This window comes from Aquimarina sp. 2-A2 (assembly GCF_045505135.1).
GTDB classification, from domain to species: domain Bacteria; phylum Bacteroidota; class Bacteroidia; order Flavobacteriales; family Flavobacteriaceae; genus Aquimarina; species Aquimarina intermedia.
The window spans coordinates 61,628-87,036 of sequence record NZ_JBJKFI010000006.1 but is presented as its reverse complement, the minus strand read 5'-3'; the positions used below and the strand labels follow the sequence as shown (position 1 = coordinate 87,036).

The window sequence follows — 25,409 nt, the reverse complement described above, 5'->3', positions numbered from 1 at the left end:
ATTTTAATTTAGTCTAAATAAAAATAGTATATTTACGTATGTCGAGTATTCAAGATCAAATAGATGATTTAAAGGGGATTATAGCCGATGGAAGGACAGGTTCTGAATTAGATGTAGTACAGAATTTACAGAACAACGATCCTATAATAATCTTTAGTAAAACACAAAACAAACTAGTTAGTGTTGAGTACGCGAGATTCTTAGAATTAGTAGGTTCGGCAGGGTTGGTTTTTGAGGAAGAAATGGACACCCAAAACCCGCCACAGCCCACGGGTTTCACTTTAATTAAACAAGCGGGTATAACAAAGTTTAAAATCGGTAAGGCGGGCAAATCTAATAGTTATGCAGACTTAGAGGGTCTACCTTCTTTTGCTGAAATATCATACGTAGACACTGCGTTTGCAACCGCTAATGACATAGCGGAAGGACTTGTTGATGATAACAGAGCTTACTACGATCAATTCACATACAAAGAAGGTGCTGCAAATGATTTAACAGGCTATATAGTGGATTCTGATTTTGCAGTCACTAAGACTATTAACGGTCAATACTACCTAATAAAAGATATAAACGTAACCGACACTTTAGAGGGTTCAAGAACCTATTTCCTAAAAAGCGATCAGTTTTTTAATCACTCTACACCAGATATTGTAACAGCAACATTTAAAGCTTGGAATATAGGATTAACAAACCCAACAGAAAACCCAAATTACAAAGTATACAGTCAAGATGCTCAAAATAACGTAGTAGATACGGGTGTATACAAGTTTGACTTATGGATTCGTAAAGCAGATAGCGTAACGGGTAGGTTCGTTGAAATAGACGGCTACTGGGTAGACAAGAGAACAAACACCAATAAGCAAGCTATACAGATGGGGGATAAAATAGAGGGAGATTATAATGGTACAGATAGACATATAGTGGCTAACGTTAAAGCATTGCCATACACAATAGAAACAAATTTAGAAATTTTAGTAGACGGAAGAGCATTTACATGAGAAATTTAATATTCATACTAACACTTATATTTTGCTCAGTATCATACGGGCAAATAATGAAAGGGGATGCGGTGCAGTTAAAAGAAAAAGCCACACCCCCTACAATTAAACCTTCAGGTACAATATACATGGATACTATAGGAAACTTACAGGTTTCTGATGGTGTTAAGTGGGATAAAAAAACTACTAGCATGGTTCGTATTTCTAAACTAGACTTCAAAGCTTTAACTGTAGTAGATCCTGAGACGCAATACTGGATTTATGATAGTGTTCCTGCTAATTCAAGTGGTGGCGGTGTGATCGTAAGCACAGATGTAGGTAATTTAATAACAGCAGGAACAGATGGAGGGGCTTTGATAACATCGATTAATGACGCGGATTCCGACCCAAATAACGAAATACAAAACGCTTTGGGAGTTCCCTATACAGCAACAGGAAACACAATAAGCACAAATGTACAAGATGCCATTACCGAAATACAAACCGAACTAGACGGCTTTTCAGCAGGTTCAGGGCAAACAAATACAGCTTCTAATGTTGGAACGGGTGGAGTAGGATTATTCAAGCAGAAAACAGGAGTTAATTTAGAATTCAAAAACATCAAAGCAGCATCTAATAAATTATCCGTTACCAACGTAATAGGAACTAATACAGTTGATTTAGATGTAAACCAAGCTAACTTAACCATTACTGAAAGCCAAATATCAAACCTATCGCACACGGTAAACACAGATAATCAAACAGCAGCGCAAGTACCGTTCACTCCTACAGGGAACACGGTAGCAAATAACACTCAATTAGCTATACAAGAGCTTCAAACAGAGATCGACGGCATATCAGGTGGTTCTTCTTTAGTTGTAGATAATGAGGATATTAAAAATGTCGCCAACACTATAAGTTTTAAAGATAGAGATGCTTCATTAAATCAGGAAGGGTATAAGATTATTCGTCAAGGTTTCAATTTTTCGGCTATCCCCGCAGGACACGCAAACAGTATTTGGGAGATTAGATACGTGCATGATTTGGCTAATGCGAGTATTACAATTCCCGCAGGAGTTACATTGTTTTTTAATGGTGGTAAGCTAGAAAATGCAGGGATAGTAACCTTTAACGACACATATATAAGAGCCAAAGAAACAGACTTTATAATTGACCCATCAAACACGGTAGGTAAATTATCTAATACATTGGTTTATCCTCAATGGTTCGGGGCTATAGGTGATGGAGTGAATAATGATTCTGTGGAGTTTGAACTTGCTTTGAGATGTACTTCTAACGCTTTAGCAGTATTAAATACTAGTAAGTATTATATAATAGGAAATGTTAACGTTCCTATAGGTGTTGACATAATTGGTTTTGGTAAAAAACATATTGAGGGTATTTCTACACTAGGGGAGTTAGACGGTGCAACAACTATTCAGGTAGCACCAACAGCTAATTACATTTTTGATTTTAAAGGGAGTAATCATGTAAGTAATTTGAACTTATACGGTAGACAAGATGTAGAGCTTGATGTTTTTGGAGTTCCAAACGCCACAAGTGATTTAATCCTCGAAAACATATCTATGTTTAATTTTAATTATGCTTTTGGGGGAGGACAAATAAGTAATTCAAGAATAGTTAATTGCTATGCAGAGGATAACGGATGGGCTTTTACTCGTATTCTTAACTCAGAGGTAATAGATAGTAAAGCTTTTGACAACGATTTCGGTGTTTATCAGTCAAATACCCCAGCTTCAGGAAACACAACCTTCTTAAACATGAAAGCTATAGCTAATTATAATTATAACTTTTATATAGGATCATCTAACGGGAATAAGATAATAGGTGGTATTTCAGAAGATTGTGATTTTGAGGGGGTTTATGTTATTAACTCTAAATTAACAATTGATGGCTTGCATTCTGTAAGGAATGGAATTAGCGGAACATCACAAAGAAACGCGCATTTTGTTGTCGAGGGAGATCAAACCGAGCTAATAATGAACAACAATACCACAGAAGCTAAATTGCAAGACGGGGGAGGGGGTACATTGCTTCCTGAATACTCAATTTTGATGTTAAACGATAACTCCGCACCAACACTAATACCTAAATCATTTATAGCTTCTAACAACGATTTTTCAGGCGCAAATAGTGACACAAAATGGAACTTTTTAAGCTATCCTACAGAAAATTTTGTTGTAAATAATATTGGTATTCAAGAGTCCGAAATATACAAGAGTTTAAAAATAACCTCAAAAGATAACGGAGATGCAACATTAACTATTGAAGCAGACGAAAGTAATCTATTAGAGGGTAATAACCCAAATATAAAGCTGTCACAAGATGGGGGAGCGGTACTTAGTGTTTTAAGATTGAATTCAGATGATAATATTGATTTCGCGGGTTCTTTAGGGAACTATACTAGTTTTAGTAACTCATTTGCAACAGCGGGTTATCAATGGGCGGTGAATGGTAGTGAAAAAATGACCCTGTTCCCTACTGGGGCTTTGTCGATTGACGGGGCTTTGTCGCAGAACTCAGATATAAGATTAAAGGAGAATATAACACCTATTACAAACGCTCTAAGTAAAGTTAAAGGACTAAACGGGGTTACATATAACAAAATAGGAGAAACAAAAAACGAGATAGGTTTAATTGCTCAAAACGTACAAGATTTTGTTCCTGAAGTCATAACTGAAAGAGACGATGAGATGAAAACGCTCACCGTTGCGTATCAGAATTTAGTAGGATTATTAGTTGAAGCAATTAAAGAATTAGAATTAAGAGTTGAAGTTTTAGAAAATAAATAATGAAAAGAATACTATTAATATTATTTTGTTTAGTTGGATTAAGTCTAAACGCTCAGGTTGTGAAGTGGGGAAATGCTACTTACACAATTGGAAGTGTTTCGGGTGTTAGCGGATCATCTAACGAAAATGTATTTATTCCAAGCTCTCCAAGTGATTTTACTACAGGAACATCGGCAAGAGCTAACTCCATTTGGGCTATACAAAAAGACTTTGATTTAACAGCTAGTAACTTTACCGTACCAACCGGGGTAATGCTTGTTTTTGATGGTGGTAAGATAATCACAACCGGGAGTGTGGTTTTTGATAAAACACAAATTCACGCTAACGATAAGTACGCACAAATATTTAATGTTGGTGATCTATCAGGAACGGTTAAAGGAGATGTAGTAGTTAACTGGTTCGGTCTGGTTGGAGATGGTGTAACAGATAATAGAGCAACGTTTTTAAAAGCTGCTAAACTGGTCAACGCAAGCGGTGGCACAGCTTATTTATACAACGACACCGATAATGTTTACGCCTTTTCAGCAGCACAACATAATAGTACTAACAGAACAACTCCTGCAAACATTGTTATAACTGGCGATGGTACTTCTTGGCAAGGTGTTCCGAATGAACACGGTAATCCTAAGATTAAGATGTTAGGGCATAACTTTTCGGGATCAGAAATATTTGCTTTTTGGAAAACAGACGGGGCGTCAATTAGAGGTATTGATTTAATCGGGGAACGCGACGAACATACGTTAAGTGGTGTCGGGAATCCAGACGAGCGAAATCACCTTATAGTTGTAGGCTCTGATGCAATGAATGTTACTATAGAGAATTGCTCAATTACTAAAGCCGAAGCGGACGGAATTTGGTTTGCAAATGACAATAATTTTTCTAATCCTCATAACACACTTGCTTATACGCAGGGGAATATAAATGAGTCGGATGGTGCTATCCTAGTCGATGATCAGTATATGTATTCAAACTCGCTTTTTAGCTTGACAACTGCCGAAATGGTAGAGCAAGGTAAATTCATGTTAGTCGGGGATGCTTTTGGAACAACCTTTAAACCTAAAATATTCTTTGCAGCTTACTATGATGGTGTTGGAACTTATGTTGGTAAATCGGAGCGTCTGTATTGGTACGAGTCGGTAAGGATACCAGATGGAGCGAGTCAAGTTAGGATTATTATACCTTATACCACAGTTAGTCATGTGATAAGAGTAACAACTCCTTATATATCGGAAGGCACGGTTATAAGAAATAACATTATTGCATTTAATAAACGTGACGGTATATCTAACCCGGGGCAATTTTCTATAATCGAGTATAACCAGATTTATAACACGGGTACTAAGTCTCCTGGTCTTGGTATAAACTTAGAGGACGGTTACCACGTGATTCGAAACAATACAATCCGTTATAACACTTTCAGAGACAATTACAATGGTGATATATCTGTTAAGGGTGCGGAGCATAATACAATTGCTTTTAATGAACACGCTCAAAATGACACCTATAATTTTATAACAGATGAAAACGGTGTAGGAGGTGTTAATGCAGAGCGAGGAAGGTATACAAAATTAATAGGATCAAGATTCTACAACAGATCAGTAACGTTAGGTCGCGGTGTAATTGCACAAAACCTTACCATGATCGACGGACAGGTGCAGATTTACGGGAAAGAATCCGCTATTGATGGAGGAGAGTTTCATAACGTGTGGTTTAAAAACAATAATGCGCCTGAACAATTAGAAGGTAGGTCGCATATACGTAACGCTACTTTGTATTATGACGAACCTTTAAGAAATCCAGTGTTTTCATTTCGAGGTGATGCAGTTATTGAAAACGTACTTATTGATTTCAAAAACAGTTTTTTATTTGAGGTTGATCCGGCTAATGGGAAACCTACATTTAACCTTGAAACATCTTTAAACGGACTAACTTATGAGAGAGGTTATATCGATAACTTAAATATAATTAACTTTGAGGTTGCCGATTCTTTTAAATTTTCACAGGGATTTAACTGGTATTGGTCGGACATACGTAATTTACACTCATCTATACCGCTTCAGTTGCTCTACGGTAAACAAGAGGACGCGCATCTTGGAAACATCACAGTTCCTAGGTTTAGAATTAGACCGAGAGATTTTTCTGCCACAGGAAGCAATATAGTCAATTTAACTATTGACAATCTAAATATACATACAGACCATGTAGATTACACAAGCTTCACGGCTTATCCGTTAGAAACAGAAAAACACGACTTTAATTTAATAGTTAACGGCGGAGAAATAAATGTTATCACAGGCATTTCCAGAATTATTAACTTACAAAACACAGGAACTAAGGTTTTTAATAATTTAAAATTTAATGCAGCAGATCCAATAACATTAGACCTGCACTTATTAGCTTCAGGTGGTGGGATTACTTTTAATAATTGTCCGTTTTCTTCAAACATCACCGTAAAGCTAAGAGCGCAAGACAGGATTATAAAAGCCGACGGATCTGTTATAAAAGGAAGTGATACGTATGTTGCGGATTACAACACTGTTGCGGACTTGCCAGATACACACGACAGCCCCATTAATTACGCTATGGTGGTCAACGACACAGCAAGTAATAATTTAGGACTTCACGCTATTGTTGACGGAGCATGGAAGCTAATTTATCATAACTCAGATCCTAAAATACCAGTATACAGATCAGAAATAAACGAGATTAATCTTGATAGCCCTGATATTGAAGATGGTTTAGCTTTTGTAAATGGTGGTGATGGAACTTCTGTAAATGCAGCTACATATTTATCTAATTATATACCAGTTAAAAAAGGAGATAGATTAGGGCGTATCAACTTTCAAACATACAGGTTTTACGATGAAAACAAGGTAGCGATACCAAGAGCTGATGCCGCATATGGAGGATCTAACAATAACGATGATATTAACATCACTGATGATAAAGTAGCGTTTGTACGTTGGACAGGAAATATTGCGGACAAGGGCATTACCGACATGGTTGTTAAGGAATATAATAAAGCATCCGGGGCTGAACCTTCGGGGTGGGCTAACTATGGCACATGGGTAAAATCAAAGTTTTACACCTTTAAAGAAAACGGGGAGATATTCCCAAGTACCACTAATAGTATTTTTGATTACAGATATGGAGATTACACCACGGGCTACACAAGTACTGGAACGGTGGCTTCAAATGTTGGATCAACAGGATTTTTGAAAGTCGATCCAAACACAGCTTATTCACATAATTATACGGGTAATCTTAATGTTTCATTCTGGAACGAATCCAACACTTTTATAAGTGGGTTAGTCGGTAAAAAATTCGTTTCTCCTGCCACCGCAGCTTATGTGAACGTACAGTTACCGAGAACTATTCCAGACGTTAAAGACGTTCAAGTAGTTCAAGGATCAAACGCAAATAACGCGTCTTACAACGCATATAAAATTGATTCTAATTTAGGAAACGGTATTGAAGTCTGTTTAATAGGTGATTCTATCGGTACAGAAGATGATAGTTATGCAACGGCTTCTTCTTATGCTTCAGTTGCTAGTAATGCTTTAGGTGTTAGCACGCTGCATAACTTATCGGTATCAGGTAAATCGATGAATAACTTTGCGACTAATATAAACACAGGAGCGCAAAACTTACCTTCTACATCCGATCTTTATATAATTGCTTTAGGAACTAACGATTTTGGGTATAACAGACCTATTGGTACGCTGAATGTAGGGTCAGATCCCGGAAACTTCTACGGTAGTATTAATGATATTGTTACGGATATTGAAACAGCTAATCCAAGTGCTAAGATTGTGTTTTTAACACCGATTAAAAGGTCTAATGGAGAAACCGCCAACGCTACAGGAAATATTTTAAAGGATTACGCAGATGCAATTGTAAAGTACGCTATAACTAACGGACACGGATATTTAGACTTATTTAATAAATCAGGAATAGACCCATATAGATCACATTTTAACACCGCTTATTTTGTGTCAGCGGACGGGCTTCATCCAAACAATGAAGGACACAGGATTTTCATGTATCCTTTAGTAGTTAAATTTTTACAAACACAAATAAATAAATTATGAGAAATTGGAATAAAGTAGGTAATGCAATCTTATGGCTTTTGGGCTGTGTGATTTTCATTGCGCAAGGATTCAAGCTTATCAAATATTACTTCTTTGATAGCACAGTTAAGATGGACGCTCACGATCTAATATTATTAGTTTGTGGTATCGGTCTTATGTTTTTGCAGACTGTTTTAAAAGACAAGGCAAAGCAGATTATAAAAAATGCTAATCCCCTTTCAAAGAATAAATAAGGAATGATTTTACCCCCTACTCTTATAGCCCAAAATGCCGATGATGCAATGAAGATATTAACCGCTAGAGAATTAACTATAGGAGGTATTCTTTTAGGATTCTGCATATACTTAGGTGTTGTGATTTGGTATCTAAGGAAGGATATAAAAGAAAAAGACACTCAGATAGCAACATTACAGGATAAAAGAGTAGATGAAAAAGAAGATAGTTTAAAACGTTTTGAAGGAATGGCAAACGCACATTTAACGCATGGTCAAAATATAATAGATTTTGTTAAGAATCATGGTAAGTAAAGAAGTTTTCGAAGAGAAGATGAAAATCTTAGAGCAGAAATTTGATATTGTCGATAAGTTCGTAAAGAACCACGATCGCGCTATTAATGGCTTGTTCAATGAACTTTTTTACAACAAATTTACTGTTACACAAGATATACCGTTTGAGTTCTTGGATAAGCCTAATCCGGGGGATAAACTTGTATTGCCAACAGTTCAAGGCGGTGTAATCCATACCGTTAAACGTGAAACAGCTGCACCACAATTGATAGAATATGATACTTACTGGACTTCAGGAGCTATTCTATTGAAACATTATCACAGTAATGCCATTGAAGAACTAGCCCCTTTAGAGGGTGAGTTTGAAGTTACTTTAGAGATTAAAAATAACGGCATTAAAGAAAACGTAAAGTACATTTTAAAAGTAGGTGATACACTTACAATTGATAGGGGGATTCCACACCAAACCGCAGCACTTGAAAAAGGATCTTTGGAAGTCCGGTTCATTTATTCCCCGCCAGATAATTTAACACCATCTTTTACATGAGAAAAGGGCTAACACAACGTGATTACAAAGAAGCTGCCTTAGTATTAGGGTGCGAGGTTGAAGTTATTGAAGCAGTTGCAAAAGTGGAAAGTAGAAGTTCAGGATTTAATAAAGATGGTTCGCCTAAAATACTATTTGAAGCACATATCTTTTATAGCGAGATTAAAAAATTAGGATTGCGCCCTGAAGATTACCAAGAAGGCAACGAGGACATTATACAAAAAAGTTGGTCAAAAGGGAGTAAGTATTATAAAGGAGGGATAGCAGAATATTCAAGGCTTGATAAGGCATTTATGTTATTTCCTGAAGCTGCTTTAAAATCTGCTTCTTATGGCAAATTCCAGATAATGGGGTTCAACCATGACAAGTGCGGTTATTCTGATGTAATAAACTTTGTGTTGGCAATGGACTTGGACGTAAATACGCATCTAAGAGCTTTTGTAAGCTTCGTTAAATACAGGAAAATAGATAAGTATCTAAGGTCAAAAAACTGGGCGAAGTTCGCTTACTATTATAACGGAGCGGGATACGCAAAACATAATTATGATGGAAAAATGGAGCAGGAATATAAAAAGTTAAAAGGAATAGGATGATAGATTATGTAAAGAAAAATTGGTATTGGATATTTGCGGTTAGTGTTTTGGTGTTCCTGCTGATACAATCGAATAATAAAAATATAGATCAAGGTTTAAGGCACGCTAACAACCTTTTGGCTATACAGGACACTGTAAAGTATTACAAAAACAAAGAAGGTGATCTAGTGGCTTCAAAACGCGCTTTAGAGGTTACTAACAAGGAATTAAAAGAAGGTCTTTACATTAAAGATCAAAAATTAATAGATTTATCTAAGAAGTTCGATAAAGTTCATTCTGCTACGATCATTCAAACAGAAACTATAATTGATTCGGTTACTGTTCCCCACGAAACGAAAGTGCCTTTCGATTTTGAGCGTAAATTCATTTTAAATACAGAGGATTATTCAATAGCAGGATGGTCTAATCAAGATGAAAACGGAATAGAAAAAATATCAGTTCCTGCAAAATTAAGAGTTGTTACAGGCATTAAAAACCGATGGACTAAAAGCCATTACACAACTGACATAGTTAGCGATAACCCACACGTTAAAATTAAAGATATAGATAGCCAAGTTATCACCGTTCGTAACAAACGTTTTGGGGTTGGTTTTATAGCAGGAATAGATATTAAAGGGGAAGGTATTATTGGCTTTGGTGTTAGCTATGATCTTTTTAAATTTTAGAATACTTTTCGCTAACTTCATCCCACTTGGTTTTTATTTTCAAAGTGGCTTCTTCTAATGTTTCTCCACGCTCTCTTATTATAAATTGACTTTCTGTTATTAACCAGTAACCCGCAAATTTATCAACTATAAAAGTCCTGTCTTTGTAGTTAAAAGAGCTTGTGTAATTTCCGTGTTCTATTTCTTTGTTTAGCTCTTTCATTTATTTAAGTTTATCGTAGCATATCATATTCATTTGATGCTTTAACAGGGTTTTACCATCTTTATATACACTTTCTTCTATCAACATTACTAATATTGGAGCTATAGTAATTATTTCAAAAACTAGTATCGCAAGATAAGTGATACTGATTAAAGTTTTAATAAATACTGACAATATAGGATGCGAGTATGATTCTAATGTCCTGCCTTTCATTTATTTAAGTTTTAGGTAACTATATTTCGGTGTTAAGCACAATTTGCTTTATTTCGGTCTTCTAAGTACTTTTCTAAAAAGAATCGTCTATCATATTCAAAGTCATTCCATTTATACCTACTGTCACCAATTCTTGTTATTCCTTGTTTTTTCTGCCATTCCTTAAATTCCTTACCATCATCAAAAGCAAACTGTTCACTTTGTTGGGTAACACCATATAAAATTAATTGCTGTTTCTGTACTTCTTCCAAATGTCGTTTAACACTTTGGGTACTTACTTGCCAACAGTTGTTATCTTCTGCTTCTTGTAGCCAATCTAAAACGTTTTGTATTGTCATTGTATTTTTATTTAATTCAGTTAATAATTTCCGCAACTAATCTTATGTAATCACGTTAGCAACAATAAAAATTATTACTTTTTTAAGTATTTAATAAGTTCGTTATAACTATTAAACTCAAAAATTTCCACTTCTGTTTCTGCTAATATAAATCCACTTCCATCAGTAAATATTCTTATACTCATAAGTCCGTTACCTATTTTTGTTTCTTTCTTTGTTAGTAATTTAAGTAATTCATCCATAATTTTAAAAGTTGCTAACAAGGGCTATAATTAATACCCTTATTAAAGTTTATATTTAATTCAAAACTCTGTGTTTCAAGGTCGCAACGAAACCTTATGCTTTAACGTTAAAGTTCGCATTATGTTTAACTACTGCTTTCAAGTGGTCTAATACGTCTATACCAAATTGGTTGTTATGTGCTTCTATGTAATTTCTGTTTCTATTTGCTTTTGTCAATCGTTCTTCGTACAATTCTATGAGTTGGTCTATCGTATCTAATAACGAAACGCTAACACCGTGTATCGGTAATTCCTTTTGACCACTTCTTAATAAGTGTAGTTCCTCTGCTTGTTGCTCTATTATTAACTCTAGTTCATTAACCGAGTGATTGCCTTTTCCTTTGTAATTAATTGTTTTCATTTTCTGTTTATTTATTCAAGTTTTTAAATAATTCGTTATATGTTTTAGCGAATGTTTTCCATTGATCCTTATCGGTTATTTTATTGATGTATTTATGGGCGACAATCTTCTTTTTGTTATCCCAAACTATTCTTGCTTTATCAACTCCATCCACAAAAAAAGTGTTGGGGTGTTTTCTCCATTGAGTTAACCTTCCGTTTTCAATCATTTCTAATATAGTACCGGGAAGATTGTTTTTAACGCTTTCGCAATCTATTATTTTACCTTTTTCTCTTTCAATTGCATCTTCTGTTTTGGCTATACTTTCATTTAAATTTATCAAGGAATCGTTTTGCTTTTCCCACTTGTTTAATGTTGCTTGCCCGTTTCTTTTATCATTTAAAGGTTGCCCGTTAGCTTGCTTAACTGTATCAAAATGATGCTGTAGTTTATCGCTAAACTGCTGTTTCTTTTTCTCTAAAGAGTTTTCTAATATGATAAGCCTTTTTGTTTTATCCATCTTTAACTATCAATTAATTACACAACAAATATACAAAATAAATTCAATAAAAGTGCAATATGTTATACTTTTTTATTATATTTGCTTAACATTAGTTTGGTAGACAGGTTTTAAAACGTGTTTAAATAGCTTTTGAAAATGAATAGTAACGTAATTATATAAGATTATGAGCGATAAGAAGAAGGTAATATTAAAACTTATAATAATGAAAAATCAAGAATTAAAAATGGTAATTGACGCTGATAACAACAAGTGTCTTGAAAAATTTGAAGAATCTAAAGCCGAAGAAATCAAAGCTAAATATGAAGCTATGGGAAAATGGGCTGATGTTGGTTTAGATGTAAATAACGATTTAATACTTTGGGAAGAATGAATTATAAAATTTATACAAGTAATTATGTTGAATGCGGTATTGAAAAGACCGAAGATGAAGTTGACAACGATTCTGTATTTAAAACCTTTGGTGAAGCTAAAAGAAAATATTTAGAGATATTAAGAAGTCAAAGAGACCAATGGCGAATGGAAATAGATAGGGCTATTGGATTGACAAAAAAACAAATCAACTAAATATAATTCTATGATTGAATGGATGCAAAAAAATAAAAAGTTTTTAAGTATTAGAGCAATAGAGCAACATCTTGAAATGCCTGATAGCACTTTAATAAAAGCTGTTAATGGTTCACAGAATTTACCAAAGAAATACGAGGAACGTTTGAGTAAGTTCTTAATGGTTTTGCAAAAACCACAGAGCGCAAAGGCAAAAAATTAAAATTAAAAGCAAACAGACACGAACAATCGAATTAAACACAGGCTTTAAGCTATGTTTTATATATGGTGTTGTAGTGTCGTTTGCCATACACGCATAGCTTGGTTTTTAAAAGGTAAATGCACTACAACAATGTTGTATACTCACCTTAACCAAAGCATTATGAACTTAATATCAGTTAATTACAGTTTGAAGTGGCAACACAAAACACACACACATTATAAGTGGAGTGTTTGCGGTAAGCTGTTCAATGCAAGAACAGGAAGGAAAATAAAGAAAACAGTTAATGGTAGATCTATAGGTTATTGGATAAAAGGTGAATTCATAACTTTAAATAACTTAAGATCTCAATTAGAATTAATTCCAAAACAGGAGACACCTTTTTAAAACACCCCTTAAATGGCAAAAAGAAAAGTATCACTTAAAACAGAACGTGAAAAGCTTAAAAAAGCAATGGAGGTAATCGGTTGTGAGAACTACGCTGAACTATCTAAAAAGATTGGAGTATCAGAAAACACAATCAAAAAGATAATGGCAGGTGATTCTCTTATAAGATCAGGGTGGCGTTTTGCTCTTTTATTAGCGATTGAATACTTTAAATTGAAACGAGAGTTTGACAGGTTAAAAAATAAATTAGAGAAATGACTAAAGAAGACATTATTTCCAAATACAGAGCTTACCCAACTTACCAACAAATAGCTAAAGAAGCTTTTGAAGCGGGTCTAAGGCTTGGCAGAGAAGAAAGAAAGACTGACAAAATCAAACAAATGGAAAAAGAACTAAAGGAGTTAAGACGTTACCAAAAGGACATGGAAGCTACTTTGTGTGACCCTGAACGATTAGCAAACCTAATAGGTGGTTTATAAATAAAGTAGAGAAATGAAAGAATTAGACAGATTAGTAGAATGGTTTAAAAAAAGAGTAAGTGTTCATAAACACGAAGAGCATCACTTAAAATTTATAATGACTGAATATGCAAAAATATACCATGCTGAGCAATTACGTACAGGTAGTGTTATCAAGCCTAAAGTAACGTATTGCAGTAAGTGTAAAGAACTAATGAAAAGAAGCGTCGCGCAATGGGTTTGCATTAATCAACTATGTATTGGTGAAGTGAAACATGATCACTAACACCAAAACACAATAACCTTAAATAAAAGATAATGGAAGATATAACTTGGGAATTAAAAAACTTAGACTCATTAAAAGAGTATATTTTTGATGAGCTTATAGGAGAACACAAAAACAAAAAGGACATCAACGAAGCTATTAATAAATACGCAGAATCTTATAGCGAGATGAAGATAAAATTATTGGGTATAGCTAATGTCAGCAAATGCGCGGATGAAGTGATAAGGTACATTGAAAATGATGCAGAAATTGCTATGCCTGTAAATGAGCTAATGCACGAAGATGGCAGACACTTAACTAAAAAAGAGTACGGAGATGTTTTATTAAAATATCTTATACAAGAACTTAGAGAGCGTTTTTGATAACGGTTTGAATAAATTGGCGTTTCAATGCAATTTATTTTGTGTTGTATGCCGTTAAGTTTTAGAAACATGAATGCAAAGAAAAGATTTAGTACAAGTTTAGTTTGGTATCACAGAAATGAACAAATGCCAGCAGACGGACACCGTATATTGATAATGTCTCCAATGTACGAAGAAAACGATCCTTTTAGAATTAGGTTAATAGATAGTCAATTTTATAAAATAAGTATTGACGCTGAATGGTGGGCTTATGTAAATGTTCCAACCTAATGCCACATAACACCGAAATATAGTCACCTTTAATAATTTAATATTGCAAATTTTGTATAAATTTTAGTTTTAACCCATGGCAAGTATAGTAAAACTAGGGATTACCTACACGGCTGGGGGCCGTGTGGTCGCAGGTTCAAATCCTGTCATCCCGACTAAGTTAACAGCCCCTGTAAACACGGGGGTTTTGCTTCACAAGGCGTTAATTCTAAATAATAATTTTTCAACTTTGAACAGTAGTTTTAGTAGTTTTTACTACCTTAATGTATAAGTTTTGTATAGTTTTTTGTTTTGACAGATACTCGGTTTTAGTCGGTCTTTTTTATTTTCTTTTATTTAATGCCACAGCAAAAATATCTTCTATCTGCATGTCGATAGATTTTGCAATTTGATAAAAAAAGAAGGTTTTAAAATCTTCAAGTTGTAATAATCGATTCCAATTTTTTTTCACCTGATGAGATAGAATAACTAAATCTTCATCATTCAGAATATCCTTATTTGTTATAGAGGAAGTTTGACCCGTATTCGTGCTTATACCTAAATAGGATTCTATCTCATTTAAAGTGGTAATTCTTGGGTTTTCTGTAGCTTTATCCTTAGTTTTCTGTATTTCTTTTGGAGTTAGGCTCGTATGTTTGGCTATCTCATAGGCTTTTATGTTCTGAGACTCCATAGCCTCTATTATTTTATTTACCCTTTCTAATTTATTCATTATTTGGTTGTTATTGAGGTTGGTTCGAAGAATGGTAGAAATACTTAAGTAGCTCTAATTTTTTAGCACCAAAATTTTCATTGTAATTGCATAACAAAAACAGATATATACTTTACTTTTTATTTAGTGCCAAAGTAAAAATATCTTCTATCTTCATATTAAGAGCCTTTGCAATCTGGGAAAAAAAGAAACCTTTAAAAGATTCCCTTTTACTTAATTCTTCCCAATTATCTTGTACTAGACGAGTTAAGTTGTCCAACTCTTGATTGTTCATATAACTTTCTTGTGGCTCTTGTACAACAGAAAAATTGTCATCTAATTTTAAAAACTCTTCAATTTCAATTATAGTCCCTATTCTTGGATTTTCCGTGTCTTTATCTATAATTTTCTGTACTCCGTTGGCTGTAAGGTTGGTGTGTTGGCTTATTTTATAAGCTGTTAAACCTCTTTTTTCTATCTCTTTAAGAATTCTATTGAGCCTTTCTGATTTTATCATGTTTGGAATTTAAAGGTTGTTGTGTAATTTTGTGTTCAACTTAGACAATTATATATTTATGATTTGATGAGTTATATATTGATATATATTTATGTAACGAAAACAACCAAAAAGATAAGAAAAGTTTAATTTAATCACTTATAAAAAGGCACTAACTCAAAATTCAATTACGGTTTTACCTATTGCTTTACCGGATTCTTGTAAAGCATGTGCCGCTTTTAAATTTTCCACCGTAAGACCTTGCATCGTTTTGTTTAAAGTTGTTCGTAAAGTGCCATCATCTAATAAATCTGCTAATCTATTCAAAATCTCATGTTGCCGTTCCATATCATCGGTTGTGAACATTGATCGTGTATACATAAATTCAAAAGAGAAGGTGACACTTTTATTTTTGAGGAGCGAGAGATCCAAAGGATCGCTACTCCCGGTAATTGATACGATGTGACCTTGGGGTTTGATAGTATCGATCATAGTTTCCCAATACGAATTCATATCCACAAAATCCAAAATATAATCTACTTCACTATGACTAATTTTCTTAAGTTCGTCCTTTAAATGATAATGGTTTACTACAAAATCAGCTCCCAGTTTTTTACACCAATCTTCTGTTTCACTTCGGGATGCGGTTGCTATTACGGTAAGTCCTGCAACCTTTTTTGCTAGCTGTATGCCAATAGAACCTACGCCGCCAGCTCCGGCAAGAATTAAAACAGATTTTCCTCGGTCAGTGTCTGGGTTTACTTTGATCCGGTCAAAAAGAGATTCCCATGCCGTAAGTCCGGTGAGCGGGATGGCTGCCGCTTCAGCATTTGACAATTTTTTTGGTTTTTTACCTACGATACGTTCATCAACCAATTGATATTCGGCATTACTTCCGCTACGCGTAAGATCTCCTGCATAATACACCTGATCCCCGACTTTGAATCTGGAAGTTTTATCACCTACGGCTTCTACTGTTCCTACGGCATCCCAACCAATTATTTTAGGAGTATCCAGTACCGTGTCCTTTGCAGCATTTTGTCGGATTTTAAAATCCACCGGATTCACAGAAATAGCTGCAATTTTAATCAGGAGATCATAGCCTGAAGCTGATGGTTTATCGGTTTCAAAAGCGATAAAACTTTCTTTTTCAGTAATTGGGAGGGAGGTTTTAAATCCTATTGCTTTCATTGGTATGTTTTTATTTTAAAAATACAAAATTGCTAAATGGCTACGTCAGAATGAAGCTTTAAAAATTGTACAATGGCTGTATATTTAATATTGTTATCTACCGAAACCCTATATCGATTAATTAAAATTCTTTGATATGATCACTCAAATCATACACTTTTACAGCGCTCTTTAAATCATCGATTATACTACTACCTGCTGCACTACGATAGCCACCGGCACAATGAACTACTACAGGTTTGTCGTCAGGAATCGTGTCTATAGAATCTCTCAAAGTATTTAAGGGTATGGCGTGGGCATGCTCAAAAATCTTACCGTCACTAACTTCACTTTTGTTACGAACATCTACAATTGTATAATCTTTTGGATTTCGTTTGAAAGTTTCCAAGTCTAAGGGCTCAGCCCTGTGCAAAGATATTTGTGGTTCCAGCGTAAGTAAAGTTTTCATCTGTTTTTCGTATCCGATCTTTGCTACACGACTTAGTATGTAATTGCTATCGGAGATAGAATTCAATACTATATGAAACTTTTCTTCAGGTTCTACAATAGCACCTAACCAGGTTTCAAAGCTATCATCATCATTTCTTGCCATAATATTAAAACTTCCCGGCAAATGATTCTTCTTAAATACTTCTTCATCCCGGGTGTCAATTATGATTATGTCCGTATCTAGGGAAGACACCCCAATCCTTGTAGCTACATTGTGAATGGACTTGGCATAGTGTTCAACTCCTGTTTTATTGAGGTCCACATTAAAACCAAAATAGGATGGAATAAAGGGTTGATCACTGAGGATATGATTTACAAACTGTTCTTCTGTTTGTTTTTTGAAAGCCCAGTTTTCTTCTCTCTCTCTTCCTAAAGTACTTGATGAATCTGAGCTCATGTTTTTACCGCAAAGGGATCCTGCTCCGTGTGCAGGATAAACAAGGGTCTCGTTGGGTAGATCGTTATATTTGTTTTGCACGGTGTGATACATTTGTTTGGCCAGCTCTTCTCTTTTGGCTTGCATTTTACCTGATTTCTCTCGTAAATCAGGTCTCCCAACATCACCAATAAATAACGTATCGCCGGTAAATAGGGCTGGCGCTTCATCAGAATCTTCAGTAGTGCTTGCTACAATCGAAATGCTGTCCGGAGAATGACCCGGGGTATTGATTCCTTTAAACAGAACCGATCCCATTGTGAAGGTATCATCATCATCAAACGTTTCATGAGGATAGGCGGCATCTACTAGTTTACTGGTGAAAAGCGTAGCTCCGGTTTCTTTATGGATCTGTAAATGACTACTTATAAAGTCAGCATGCGGATGTGTTTCAAAGACCGCAACTATTTTGGCATTATGTTTTTCCGCAAAAACATAATAGGGTAGAGGATCTCGTGCCGGATCTATGATGGCTAACTTATTATCACTAAGAATGGCATATGAGTAATGCGCTAGGGGTTTATCTTCGAATTGTTTGATAATCATGGGTGTATTTTTAAAGTTTACTGTAAACGGAAAGTATGTTCAGTTTGACATACATTACTTTATTTCTTTTAAAATTAGAAAGTATCGTTTAGAAGTAGTGTAACTTATGTTACATTTAAAGAGAGGTTTAACAGAGTTTAACGTGGTTATAACGCTAAAGTAAGGAATGGAAAACTTGAACCGTATTTAAATACTAAAGCGAATCATTGATGTCGTGAAATAAGATTATCAAAACGAAAAAAAAATAGCATTAGATTAGAAAAGAACTTCCAACTGTTCACGATCTAACACCCACCTGCAGACATCTTGCTCAAAATTTAAGGATCCCGGAATTGTTCGATAGGTTTTTTCATAGGTAAACCCAACCTTTTCCAGGGTCTTATTTGGTGCCGGATTTAAAGCGTAGGGCTCACAAATTAGAAGTTGTAATTTTAAATTGTTAAAGTAAAAAGGAAGGGATTTCTTAACTAATTCTGTACCCATACCACGCTTTCGATATGGTGTTGTCCAAAGGTGTAAGTGCATGTTAGCTTGTTGACCATAACTAATTGCATTTACATTAGAGTGTCCAACAGCTACACCATCACATTCCCAAATTAGCGCATAGGAGGCTCTTTCTTTGATAGGCAAAGCTAATTGATTAGATAACATCTTGCTAAGCGACTCCCGAGACGGAAGTTTTGTGAGATCAACACCCATGCCTTCTAAAAAATCAGACGGAGATGTATGCCAATACGCTACTATCTGAGGTATATCTTTACTGGTTAATTCTCTTACCTTCAAATCCATTTCCAATTGGTTGTGATGTTTAGCTAAGCTATACTTTTTTGCCCCAAAATCAAAAAATGTTTTGAACTTGATATGCTAAGACAGGTTGATAGTTATAAAAACCTACATATAATTGGCGTAGGGCTGTGTGTTTTTATGGATTATTGGGTTTGGGTTGTGATTTTTTGTTGTATTTCGGTACGCTCCCCCATATTGAGTGCATAGTTATAAGCTTCGCTAGTTTTGACAAATAAATGGTCACGTTTGATCACCTCTGCAAGGCCGGTCTTAAAGATGATATCACGTGTAGGACCTATAGCTCCAGCTATTAGTAGCGTTATTTGTTTCTGTTTCAGCTCTTCGATTAGATTAAACAACAGATTTGTAGCACTACTGTCTATGTAATTGATAGCCTCTGCATTGAGTATCACATATTTTAATGAACTTCCTTTCTTTAGTATATGTTTTTGTAATTCATTCTTAAAATAATCTTTGTTTCCAAAATATAACTGAGCATCGAACCGTAGAATTAATATTTCTTCATGAATTTCTACGGTATTTTCAAAACGTAATACATTTTTAAAATAATCTGTATTCTTTATCCTACCGAGTATGGCAATATGAGGATTCGAAGTTCTGTAGACCAGAAGCAACAAGGACAATAAGACTCCTAGTAAAATGCCTTCTTTGATGCCCACAAATAATGTTATCGCGAACGTAATGAGCAGTAGAAAAAATTCATCCTTAGCATTTTTTAAGAGCTGAAGTGGATATTTAATATCAATGAGTCCAAACACCGCTACCATAATAATAGCGGCCAAAACTGTATTGGGTAAATAATAAAATAGTGGCGTAAGAAAAAGTAAGGTCAGTCCAACGATCAGCGCACTTACCAGAGGAGCAATCCCGGTTTTGGCTCCGGATTGATCATTAACCGCAGTTCTTGAAAACCCACCTGTAGTTGGATACGATTGAAAAAATGATCCTACAATATTGGCTGTTCCCAGTGCGATTAATTCCTGATTAGCATCCACCTCATAGTCAGAATGTTTTTCTTCGACGGCCTTTGCGACCGATATAGCTTCCATAAAAGCAATCAACGCCAGTGTTAGGGCAATAGGAACTAAATCAGAAATACGAGAATAATCTACCGTTGGTACGCCAAACTCTGGTAAACCTTGCGGAATTTCGCCAACAATTTTGACACCTAAGTCGTTAAGTTCTCCTAGGTACATTCCTAGAATAGATACCACTACAACCACCAAGGCAGCCGGGATACTCTTATGAATTTTCTGTAATCCTTTTATTAATATAATCGCAGCAATACCAATGCCTACCGTATACAAATTTGTTTGATCAATTGTGTCTATGGCGTTCAGAATAACCAGATGAACTTGATTGCTTCGTTCAATAGAAGTACCTAATAAATGCTTCAACTGACTTAAACCTATGATAATTGCGGCTGCTGAGGTAAATCCACTTATAACTGGTTTTGATAGAAAATTAACCAAAAATCCCATGCGAAATAACCCAAGCGCTAATTGAATTATACCCATGAATAACGCTAAAAATATAGCCATGGCGATGTATTGATCAATACCCGAAATAGCCAATGCTCCTAATCCTGAGGCGACCAACAATGAATCCATGGCCACAGGACCTACAGCAAGTTGTCTTGAGGTGCCCAATAATGCGTAAATAATTTGAGGAATTAAAGAGGCATATAACCCAAAGACAGGAGGAAGACCGGCAATCATAGCATAAGCCATTCCTTGTGGAATCAGCATAATACCAACGGTAATACCGGCAGCTAGATCACCTGAGAGGTACTCCTTCTGATATTTTGGTAACCATTGTAGTATAGGAAGATATTTTTTTAACATAGTGCACTTATAAGAATGTCAAAATTATGAGATGCTAAGAGATTTTACAGTAACATGAGTTACACAACTAGGATAAATCAACAATGGTTATGTGGTTACGATGCAGTTCAATCTTACCAAGTCTTTCAAGTTTTTTGAGTAATCGTGAAATAACGACACGTGAACTGTGGAGCTCATAAGCAATTTCTTGATGCGTTTGATATAGCACATTGTCCTTATTCACCCTGGCTTTCTCCTTCAAATGGCTAACCAATCGTTCATCCATTCGATCAAATGCGATCGTGTCTATTGTCAGCAGCATCTCATTAAGACGATTGTGATAACTTTCGAATACAAAGTTACGCCAACTCTTATATTTGGTAATCCATTCTTCCATCTTGCGAATAGGCACCATAATGAGTTTGGTATCGCGTTCTGCAATAGCACGGATTTCACTTTTAGTTTCACCCATACAACAAGTCATTGTCATTGAACAAGTATCCCCTTTTTCCAGATAGTAAAGCAGTAATTCATCACCATCTTTATCTTCGCGTAAAACCTTAATAGCTCCGGATACCAGTAGCGGCATACCTTTCACATAATCACCGATTTCCATGAGTTTGTATCCTGCGGGAAGTTCTCTAAAAGTACTGACTTGTGCAATTTCCTGTAATAAGGCATCTTCAAATTGATGGCCATAACTTTTTTTTAATTCCTGGATCATGGTTGTGATTGTTTAACTTTCATCGCAAACTCTTTATCATACTTAAAAAAAAGATTAGCCCAAATAGATTTAGAAATTGCACCTATATAGGGCATCAGCAAAACTAAGGTGGTAAGGATGCTAAAAAATATGGTTAATGGTTGTAAATCTAATCCTAACAAATATAGGGTTGCAAAAACAGCCACTGCTAGTGCTATACCAACACCGTAAGAGACATACATTGAACCATAATAGAAGCTAGGTTCGATACTATATTTGAGTTCACAATTTTCACATCGCTCTTTTACCTTATTAAAATCAGAAAACGTATAAGGATGTGATTCTAAAAAATCTCCTTCATGACATCTTGGACATTTCAAAAAGAGAATACTATACAATTTTGAGCCTTTACCAAACATAGCTTGTATTTTAGTTAAAGGTACAAAAACTCCAATTTTAGTTGGTAACAAAGGTTACATAGAACAGCTATAAACAAAAAAATCTTACGATAATGTAAGATTTTTTTGTTTATAGCTAAGTAAGAAGATTACTCCTTCATATTATCTTTGATGCGAATATAAAAGTCTTTGAAACCCGGATCAACACGAATTCGTGTAACGGTTTCAATTCCCTCAGTAGCATATTCACTTTTTCCCAAGACTTCCATTTGTTTGGGAAGTACTTTAAACTCTTCTTGTAAACTTTGGATAACAGCAGCGGCCTGTAATGAACTCAAATCCCAGTTACTTCTCAATTCAGTTTTTTCAAATTTAAGTGCATTACTATTACCTTCAACAGCAATTTTTAGATCAGGATTAGCAACCAGCACAGTACCTATACGGCTCAATAAGGCTTTAGACTTATCTTGAAGACTATAATTTTTATCATCATCACCAAAAAGTAGGCTATTAGGTATGGTAATATAAACAGCTCCTTGTTGAACACCGATAGCTGCATCGTTACCAACGGCTTGTTTGAACTTTGTAAGCACCGCTAATTTAATCGAGTCATTTTTGCTAAAAGCATCGTTGATCGCATTAATCTTTTTGTCTTTTAACTGTAAACTAACTAAAGAAGACTCTAGATTTTCTGCTTTTTTCTTTGATAGTGCAGTGAAACTCCCCATATTAGAAAGTAAGGAGGTGTTAGATTCTCGTAGATCTTCCACCTGTCTTTCTAGTGAGGCGATTTGTGCTTGACTAGCTACCTCCTTGCGCTGGCAATCACTTACTTGGCCTTGCGAAACTCTAAGTTCCTGACGTAATTGACTGATTTCTTCAAGTAGATCTTTTTTCTTCTGAGCATTCATCGTTTGAAAGGATACTACAAGAAGAATAAATAGGGTGTATAACTTATTCATGAATATATGATTTGTTGCTGCTAAAATATAATTTTCTCCAGTTTTTAAGACTATTCCTCTTCAGTAATTTTTAATACTGATTTGGCGTTTTGAATGCTTGAATTTATTTGATCTCTCAATTCTTTAACTTCGACTTCCTCTTGCTCTAAAATTTTCATTTTAGCATTGAGCTCTTCTTTAGAGAGTTCTTTGTTTTTTTCATCATGTGGAAATTTCTGACTAAAATCGCTCATCCATTCCATCATAAAATCATATCCGTCTTTTAAATTTTGTTGCGCTTGTTTATAATTTCTAGTAGCATTTGTAGTGTCAATTTTTGACTCAAGATTTTTAATCAATGCACTCATTTCTCCCATTTTTGGCATCACTTCATCGTGAACATCGATTATTTCTTGCATTTTTTTGTCAAAAGCTTCTTCTTCTTTAGATAGGGAATCACAGCTGTACGTAAGAAGCAAGGCTGCAAGTATGAATACTAGGTTACTTAGTTTAGTCATGGTATAATTTTTTATCATTCAAATATATTGATACTTCTCAGTATTTTTTTGATATAAACGTAAATTCTTACAAATAGTTGTACACTAGAAAAAAATCCAGTTTTTTGCTGAAAGTCTTTCAGATCATGAAGATGTAAATTGTTTGTTCTTACGATATATATAGTTTGTGGTTGCTATGAGAAAAATACTAGCGCCAAAAAGCGGAAAGACAATACTTAGAAAAATAATACTTCCCAACACCCAATACCCTGCGGTAAAACTGGAAGGTACATTGGGAACGCCCCAAATGTTTTTTCGTTTTCTTACCAAATAGTGCGTAATCGCGGCTACACTCATTATAATCAAAAATAAGGCTGTAAACAGCATTAGCAACCAATTCCAGTTGCCAAATTGACCTTGATGAAATGCCATTACCCACATACGGCCTCGCATTAAAACACCTACATCATTCCACTTTTTTTTCACCAACGTTTTACCTGTATATTGATCAAAATGCAGCATGACTTGTTGTGATTGATCTAGAGGATAAGTATTAGATACACTAAACACACCAGTTTTATTTTGAGGTAAAGTTATTTTTGTAATACCGGGAAGCTTCTCCTGTTTTGCGGTAGCTATCATTTGATCAAGTGTGATAGGAAGTCCATCTCGAGTGGAGATAATCGTGATACCATTCCAGTCATTCGGATCCTGTATGAGTGATTTTTTGTACCCACTTGAAGTTTTTACCAAATACATCGGTCCAGGGGAAACCTCCTGCTAAGGTGATTAGCAAAAGTATAGAAATCCAAAATCCGGTATTAGCGTGTAAGTCTCTATAGAAAAATTGTTATTTTGTTCAATTTGGACAGATAGATCTTCAAAAAATAAAGGGATGAAAGCTTCAGTACTTATAGTAGTTTTAGGTATCTTCTCTTGCGATGGGGTTTGAGTCTTTATTTGACTCATTAAATAACATTTTCCATTACAATTAAGACTGGGACGCTCTTTGTTTACACAATATTTTTCAACGATGTAATCAATATTAAGTTGGTAATAGAGGATATTACTTATCTCAATTGCAGGCCGTAGTACTAATGTCGCCAGTAATAGTATAGAAAACAGAATCCTCACAATGGATTGAAAAATTTTTCAACAAAGATACTGAGCTTTTTTAAAGTGATACTGGTTAATGCAATGAAAAGTGTTTTTCCTAAAGTTTTGTTTTGCTGTTAGGTTTTGTTACTCAAAATAAGGCGCAATAGTTTCAAAATTTTGATACCTATCAATGTTCTTATCACGTTTGATAGCTAATTCAAAAATTTTCGTTGTAGCATCCCATGCTATTATATCTAACTCTTCTAGTTTCATTTTCTTGCCGTTGGATGAGGTTACTTTTTCCATTTCCATTTGCGGAAAGATGATTTTACCATCTACCAATTTGAGATTAATAAACTTACCTACGTCACTAAATTTGTCAAACGTAAAGGTGATCGTGATATCTACAGAATTTTTTTTGGCTTCTACGGCAACGTTAGATAAACTTAGAAATTCGTAGGAGGAGGTAAACTTCGTAGCTTGCTTTATACGCTTTAAATCTTCTTGGATAAATAATTTTTCAACATTTTCAGATGTTTCCAAATCATAATAGGTAATAGTCGCAGTTTGGTTCTGTAAATCCAGAAGAAGCTCTGACCTATCTGCCACTATCTCAGAATTGACATTAAAAAGTGTAGAGAAAAGTATTAAAACTTGATTAAAAATGCTTGACATAAC

Annotated in this window: 35 protein-coding genes; 18 read left to right on the top strand and 17 right to left on the bottom strand. The window is 34.9% G+C overall.

Annotation, left to right across the window (positions count from 1 at the left end; translation table 11 throughout):
* The first annotated feature begins 38 nt into the window (after positions 1–38).
* Genes ACJRPK_RS13815 through ACJRPK_RS13780 form a run of 8 tightly spaced genes read left to right on the top strand, consistent with a single transcriptional unit; the run spans position 39 to position 10,192 of the window.
* A complete protein-coding gene (locus ACJRPK_RS13815) occupies positions 39–998 on the top strand; it encodes a hypothetical protein (RefSeq protein WP_407140784.1) in 960 nt (319 codons plus the stop codon).
* Positions 995–3,790: a tail fiber domain-containing protein gene (locus ACJRPK_RS13810; protein WP_407140782.1), complete on the top strand. Its 2,796-nt coding sequence runs from the start codon at positions 995–997 to the stop codon at positions 3,788–3,790. Before ACJRPK_RS13815 ends, ACJRPK_RS13810 begins: the two co-directional genes overlap by 4 nt.
* Entirely contained in the window at positions 3,790–7,881 is a 4,092-nt protein-coding gene (locus tag ACJRPK_RS13805) for a GDSL-type esterase/lipase family protein (RefSeq protein WP_407140780.1), read from the top strand. Before ACJRPK_RS13810 ends, ACJRPK_RS13805 begins: the two co-directional genes overlap by 1 nt.
* On the top strand, positions 7,878–8,114 hold the full coding sequence (locus ACJRPK_RS13800) for a hypothetical protein (protein WP_407140779.1): 237 nt from the start codon (positions 7,878–7,880) through the stop codon (positions 8,112–8,114). Before ACJRPK_RS13805 ends, ACJRPK_RS13800 begins: the two co-directional genes overlap by 4 nt.
* Before the next feature lie 3 nt (positions 8,115–8,117).
* Entirely contained in the window at positions 8,118–8,408 is a 291-nt protein-coding gene (locus ACJRPK_RS13795; RefSeq protein ID WP_407140777.1) for a hypothetical protein, read from the top strand.
* Positions 8,386–8,934, top strand: a complete 549-nt coding sequence (locus ACJRPK_RS13790; RefSeq protein WP_407140776.1) for a cupin domain-containing protein — start codon at positions 8,386–8,388, stop codon at positions 8,932–8,934. Before ACJRPK_RS13795 ends, ACJRPK_RS13790 begins: the two co-directional genes overlap by 23 nt.
* A complete protein-coding gene (locus ACJRPK_RS13785; RefSeq protein WP_407140774.1) occupies positions 8,931–9,527 on the top strand; it encodes an N-acetylmuramidase family protein in 597 nt (198 codons plus the stop codon). The genes ACJRPK_RS13790 and ACJRPK_RS13785 overlap by 4 nt, the downstream gene beginning before the upstream one ends.
* Positions 9,524–10,192 carry a DUF6549 family protein gene (locus ACJRPK_RS13780; protein WP_407140772.1) on the top strand — a complete coding sequence of 223 codons (669 nt, stop codon included), beginning with the start codon at positions 9,524–9,526 and terminating at the stop codon, positions 10,190–10,192. Before ACJRPK_RS13785 ends, ACJRPK_RS13780 begins: the two co-directional genes overlap by 4 nt.
* On the opposite strand, the gene ACJRPK_RS13775 is transcribed toward ACJRPK_RS13780, so the two are convergent.
* The 5 genes from ACJRPK_RS13775 to ACJRPK_RS13755 all read right to left on the bottom strand — a co-directional run bounded on the left by ACJRPK_RS13775 (position 10,182) and on the right by ACJRPK_RS13755 (position 12,086).
* Positions 10,182–10,394 (bottom strand): hypothetical protein, encoded by a 213-nt coding sequence (locus ACJRPK_RS13775; RefSeq protein ID WP_407140770.1) that lies wholly within the window; start codon positions 10,392–10,394, stop codon positions 10,182–10,184. The genes ACJRPK_RS13780 and ACJRPK_RS13775 overlap by 11 nt on opposite strands.
* 245 nt (positions 10,395–10,639) lie before the next feature.
* Positions 10,640–10,945, bottom strand: a complete 306-nt coding sequence (locus tag ACJRPK_RS13770; RefSeq protein WP_407140768.1) for a hypothetical protein — start codon at positions 10,943–10,945, stop codon at positions 10,640–10,642.
* 74 nt (positions 10,946–11,019) lie between these two features.
* Complete coding sequence (locus tag ACJRPK_RS13765) at positions 11,020–11,187, bottom strand: hypothetical protein (protein WP_407140766.1); 168 nt, start codon at positions 11,185–11,187, stop codon at positions 11,020–11,022.
* 94 nt (positions 11,188–11,281) lie between these two features.
* Positions 11,282–11,587, bottom strand: a complete 306-nt coding sequence (locus tag ACJRPK_RS13760) for a hypothetical protein (RefSeq protein WP_407140764.1) — start codon at positions 11,585–11,587, stop codon at positions 11,282–11,284.
* A gap of 7 nt (positions 11,588–11,594) precedes the next feature.
* On the bottom strand, positions 11,595–12,086 hold the full coding sequence (locus ACJRPK_RS13755) for a hypothetical protein (protein WP_407140763.1): 492 nt from the start codon (positions 12,084–12,086) through the stop codon (positions 11,595–11,597).
* Positions 12,087–12,291: 205 nt separating this feature from the next.
* Here ACJRPK_RS13755 and ACJRPK_RS13750 point away from each other — a divergent pair, with 205 nt between their 5' ends.
* The 10 genes from ACJRPK_RS13750 (at position 12,292) to ACJRPK_RS13705 (ending at position 14,886) form a co-directional block, all read left to right on the top strand.
* Positions 12,292–12,459 carry a hypothetical protein gene (locus ACJRPK_RS13750; RefSeq protein ID WP_407140761.1) on the top strand — a complete coding sequence of 56 codons (168 nt, stop codon included), beginning with the start codon at positions 12,292–12,294 and terminating at the stop codon, positions 12,457–12,459.
* Entirely contained in the window at positions 12,456–12,653 is a 198-nt protein-coding gene (locus tag ACJRPK_RS13745) for a hypothetical protein (protein ID WP_407140759.1), read from the top strand. Before ACJRPK_RS13750 ends, ACJRPK_RS13745 begins: the two co-directional genes overlap by 4 nt.
* 10 nt (positions 12,654–12,663) lie before the next feature.
* The gene (locus tag ACJRPK_RS13740) at positions 12,664–12,855 is read left to right on the top strand and encodes a hypothetical protein (protein ID WP_407140758.1); all 192 of its coding nucleotides are present in this window, start codon (positions 12,664–12,666) and stop codon (positions 12,853–12,855) included.
* Positions 12,856–13,014: 159 nt separating this feature from the next.
* Complete coding sequence (locus ACJRPK_RS13735) at positions 13,015–13,239, top strand: hypothetical protein (protein WP_407140757.1); 225 nt, start codon at positions 13,015–13,017, stop codon at positions 13,237–13,239.
* Positions 13,240–13,251: 12 nt separating this feature from the next.
* Complete coding sequence (locus tag ACJRPK_RS13730; RefSeq protein ID WP_407140755.1) at positions 13,252–13,497, top strand: hypothetical protein; 246 nt, start codon at positions 13,252–13,254, stop codon at positions 13,495–13,497.
* A complete protein-coding gene (locus tag ACJRPK_RS13725; protein ID WP_407140754.1) occupies positions 13,494–13,718 on the top strand; it encodes a hypothetical protein in 225 nt (74 codons plus the stop codon). Before ACJRPK_RS13730 ends, ACJRPK_RS13725 begins: the two co-directional genes overlap by 4 nt.
* Before the next feature lie 13 nt (positions 13,719–13,731).
* Positions 13,732–13,983, top strand: coding sequence for a hypothetical protein (locus ACJRPK_RS13720; RefSeq protein ID WP_407140752.1), 252 nt, complete (start codon positions 13,732–13,734; stop codon positions 13,981–13,983).
* A 32-nt stretch (positions 13,984–14,015) separates the two neighbouring features.
* Positions 14,016–14,345: a hypothetical protein gene (locus ACJRPK_RS13715; RefSeq protein ID WP_407140751.1), complete on the top strand. Its 330-nt coding sequence runs from the start codon at positions 14,016–14,018 to the stop codon at positions 14,343–14,345.
* A gap of 27 nt (positions 14,346–14,372) precedes the next feature.
* Positions 14,373–14,615, top strand: coding sequence for a hypothetical protein (locus ACJRPK_RS13710; RefSeq protein WP_407140750.1), 243 nt, complete (start codon positions 14,373–14,375; stop codon positions 14,613–14,615).
* 76 nt (positions 14,616–14,691) lie between these two features.
* Complete coding sequence (locus ACJRPK_RS13705; protein ID WP_407140748.1) at positions 14,692–14,886, top strand: hypothetical protein; 195 nt, start codon at positions 14,692–14,694, stop codon at positions 14,884–14,886.
* Between the two features lie 51 nt (positions 14,887–14,937).
* Here ACJRPK_RS13705 and ACJRPK_RS13700 read toward each other — a convergent pair whose 3' ends face one another.
* The 12 genes from ACJRPK_RS13700 to ACJRPK_RS13645 all read right to left on the bottom strand — a co-directional run bounded on the left by ACJRPK_RS13700 (position 14,938) and on the right by ACJRPK_RS13645 (position 25,406).
* Positions 14,938–15,327: a hypothetical protein gene (locus tag ACJRPK_RS13700; RefSeq protein ID WP_407140747.1), complete on the bottom strand. Its 390-nt coding sequence runs from the start codon at positions 15,325–15,327 to the stop codon at positions 14,938–14,940.
* Positions 15,328–15,439: 112 nt separating this feature from the next.
* A complete protein-coding gene (locus ACJRPK_RS13695; protein WP_407140746.1) occupies positions 15,440–15,823 on the bottom strand; it encodes a hypothetical protein in 384 nt (127 codons plus the stop codon).
* Between the two features lie 156 nt (positions 15,824–15,979).
* Positions 15,980–16,993, bottom strand: coding sequence for a zinc-binding alcohol dehydrogenase family protein (locus ACJRPK_RS13690; protein ID WP_407140745.1), 1,014 nt, complete (start codon positions 16,991–16,993; stop codon positions 15,980–15,982).
* A 121-nt stretch (positions 16,994–17,114) separates the two neighbouring features.
* A complete protein-coding gene (locus tag ACJRPK_RS13685; RefSeq protein WP_407140743.1) occupies positions 17,115–18,464 on the bottom strand; it encodes a rhodanese-like domain-containing protein in 1,350 nt (449 codons plus the stop codon).
* 255 nt (positions 18,465–18,719) lie between these two features.
* Positions 18,720–19,253: a GNAT family N-acetyltransferase gene (locus tag ACJRPK_RS13680; protein WP_407140741.1), complete on the bottom strand. Its 534-nt coding sequence runs from the start codon at positions 19,251–19,253 to the stop codon at positions 18,720–18,722.
* Between the two features lie 140 nt (positions 19,254–19,393).
* On the bottom strand, positions 19,394–21,115 hold the full coding sequence (locus ACJRPK_RS13675) for a SulP family inorganic anion transporter (RefSeq protein WP_407140739.1): 1,722 nt from the start codon (positions 21,113–21,115) through the stop codon (positions 19,394–19,396).
* Positions 21,116–21,182: 67 nt separating this feature from the next.
* Entirely contained in the window at positions 21,183–21,818 is a 636-nt protein-coding gene (locus ACJRPK_RS13670) for a Crp/Fnr family transcriptional regulator (RefSeq protein ID WP_148782846.1), read from the bottom strand.
* Entirely contained in the window at positions 21,815–22,216 is a 402-nt protein-coding gene (locus ACJRPK_RS13665) for a DUF983 domain-containing protein (protein WP_407140738.1), read from the bottom strand. The genes ACJRPK_RS13670 and ACJRPK_RS13665 overlap by 4 nt, the downstream gene beginning before the upstream one ends.
* Before the next feature lie 128 nt (positions 22,217–22,344).
* Positions 22,345–23,157 (bottom strand): OmpA family protein, encoded by an 813-nt coding sequence (locus tag ACJRPK_RS13660; protein ID WP_407140736.1) that lies wholly within the window; start codon positions 23,155–23,157, stop codon positions 22,345–22,347.
* 50 nt (positions 23,158–23,207) lie between these two features.
* Complete coding sequence (locus ACJRPK_RS13655; protein ID WP_407140734.1) at positions 23,208–23,654, bottom strand: hypothetical protein; 447 nt, start codon at positions 23,652–23,654, stop codon at positions 23,208–23,210.
* 123 nt (positions 23,655–23,777) lie between these two features.
* Complete coding sequence (locus tag ACJRPK_RS13650; protein ID WP_407140732.1) at positions 23,778–24,392, bottom strand: hypothetical protein; 615 nt, start codon at positions 24,390–24,392, stop codon at positions 23,778–23,780.
* Positions 24,393–24,875: 483 nt separating this feature from the next.
* The gene (locus ACJRPK_RS13645) at positions 24,876–25,406 is read right to left on the bottom strand and encodes a hypothetical protein (protein WP_407140730.1); all 531 of its coding nucleotides are present in this window, start codon (positions 25,404–25,406) and stop codon (positions 24,876–24,878) included.
* Positions 25,407–25,409 lie beyond the last annotated feature (3 nt).

Coding starts and splice junctions, on each gene's coding strand:
- ACJRPK_RS13815 (WP_407140784.1), top strand. CDS start 39: ATGTCGAGTATTCAAGATCAAATAGATGATTTAAAGGGGATTATAGCC.
- ACJRPK_RS13810 (WP_407140782.1), top strand. CDS start 995: ATGAGAAATTTAATATTCATACTAACACTTATATTTTGCTCAGTATCA.
- ACJRPK_RS13805 (WP_407140780.1), top strand. CDS start 3,790: ATGAAAAGAATACTATTAATATTATTTTGTTTAGTTGGATTAAGTCTA.
- ACJRPK_RS13800 (WP_407140779.1), top strand. CDS start 7,878: ATGAGAAATTGGAATAAAGTAGGTAATGCAATCTTATGGCTTTTGGGC.
- ACJRPK_RS13795 (WP_407140777.1), top strand. CDS start 8,118: ATGATTTTACCCCCTACTCTTATAGCCCAAAATGCCGATGATGCAATG.
- ACJRPK_RS13785 (WP_407140774.1), top strand. CDS start 8,931: ATGAGAAAAGGGCTAACACAACGTGATTACAAAGAAGCTGCCTTAGTA.
- ACJRPK_RS13780 (WP_407140772.1), top strand. CDS start 9,524: ATGATAGATTATGTAAAGAAAAATTGGTATTGGATATTTGCGGTTAGT.
- ACJRPK_RS13775 (WP_407140770.1), bottom strand. CDS start 10,394: ATGAAAGAGCTAAACAAAGAAATAGAACACGGAAATTACACAAGCTCT.
- ACJRPK_RS13770 (WP_407140768.1), bottom strand. CDS start 10,945: ATGACAATACAAAACGTTTTAGATTGGCTACAAGAAGCAGAAGATAAC.
- ACJRPK_RS13765 (WP_407140766.1), bottom strand. CDS start 11,187: ATGGATGAATTACTTAAATTACTAACAAAGAAAGAAACAAAAATAGGT.
- ACJRPK_RS13760 (WP_407140764.1), bottom strand. CDS start 11,587: ATGAAAACAATTAATTACAAAGGAAAAGGCAATCACTCGGTTAATGAA.
- ACJRPK_RS13755 (WP_407140763.1), bottom strand. CDS start 12,086: ATGGATAAAACAAAAAGGCTTATCATATTAGAAAACTCTTTAGAGAAA.
- ACJRPK_RS13750 (WP_407140761.1), top strand. CDS start 12,292: ATGAAAAATCAAGAATTAAAAATGGTAATTGACGCTGATAACAACAAG.
- ACJRPK_RS13745 (WP_407140759.1), top strand. CDS start 12,456: ATGAATTATAAAATTTATACAAGTAATTATGTTGAATGCGGTATTGAA.
- ACJRPK_RS13740 (WP_407140758.1), top strand. CDS start 12,664: ATGATTGAATGGATGCAAAAAAATAAAAAGTTTTTAAGTATTAGAGCA.
- ACJRPK_RS13735 (WP_407140757.1), top strand. CDS start 13,015: ATGAACTTAATATCAGTTAATTACAGTTTGAAGTGGCAACACAAAACA.
- ACJRPK_RS13730 (WP_407140755.1), top strand. CDS start 13,252: ATGGCAAAAAGAAAAGTATCACTTAAAACAGAACGTGAAAAGCTTAAA.
- ACJRPK_RS13725 (WP_407140754.1), top strand. CDS start 13,494: ATGACTAAAGAAGACATTATTTCCAAATACAGAGCTTACCCAACTTAC.
- ACJRPK_RS13720 (WP_407140752.1), top strand. CDS start 13,732: ATGAAAGAATTAGACAGATTAGTAGAATGGTTTAAAAAAAGAGTAAGT.
- ACJRPK_RS13715 (WP_407140751.1), top strand. CDS start 14,016: ATGGAAGATATAACTTGGGAATTAAAAAACTTAGACTCATTAAAAGAG.
- ACJRPK_RS13710 (WP_407140750.1), top strand. CDS start 14,373: ATGCAATTTATTTTGTGTTGTATGCCGTTAAGTTTTAGAAACATGAAT.
- ACJRPK_RS13705 (WP_407140748.1), top strand. CDS start 14,692: ATGGCAAGTATAGTAAAACTAGGGATTACCTACACGGCTGGGGGCCGT.
- ACJRPK_RS13700 (WP_407140747.1), bottom strand. CDS start 15,327: ATGAATAAATTAGAAAGGGTAAATAAAATAATAGAGGCTATGGAGTCT.
- ACJRPK_RS13695 (WP_407140746.1), bottom strand. CDS start 15,823: ATGATAAAATCAGAAAGGCTCAATAGAATTCTTAAAGAGATAGAAAAA.
- ACJRPK_RS13690 (WP_407140745.1), bottom strand. CDS start 16,993: ATGAAAGCAATAGGATTTAAAACCTCCCTCCCAATTACTGAAAAAGAA.
- ACJRPK_RS13685 (WP_407140743.1), bottom strand. CDS start 18,464: ATGATTATCAAACAATTCGAAGATAAACCCCTAGCGCATTACTCATAT.
- ACJRPK_RS13680 (WP_407140741.1), bottom strand. CDS start 19,253: ATGGATTTGAAGGTAAGAGAATTAACCAGTAAAGATATACCTCAGATA.
- ACJRPK_RS13675 (WP_407140739.1), bottom strand. CDS start 21,115: ATGTTAAAAAAATATCTTCCTATACTACAATGGTTACCAAAATATCAG.
- ACJRPK_RS13670 (WP_148782846.1), bottom strand. CDS start 21,818: ATGATCCAGGAATTAAAAAAAAGTTATGGCCATCAATTTGAAGATGCC.
- ACJRPK_RS13665 (WP_407140738.1), bottom strand. CDS start 22,216: ATGTTTGGTAAAGGCTCAAAATTGTATAGTATTCTCTTTTTGAAATGT.
- ACJRPK_RS13660 (WP_407140736.1), bottom strand. CDS start 23,157: ATGAATAAGTTATACACCCTATTTATTCTTCTTGTAGTATCCTTTCAA.
- ACJRPK_RS13655 (WP_407140734.1), bottom strand. CDS start 23,654: ATGACTAAACTAAGTAACCTAGTATTCATACTTGCAGCCTTGCTTCTT.
- ACJRPK_RS13650 (WP_407140732.1), bottom strand. CDS start 24,392: ATGTATTTGGTAAAAACTTCAAGTGGGTACAAAAAATCACTCATACAG.
- ACJRPK_RS13645 (WP_407140730.1), bottom strand. CDS start 25,406: ATGTCAAGCATTTTTAATCAAGTTTTAATACTTTTCTCTACACTTTTT.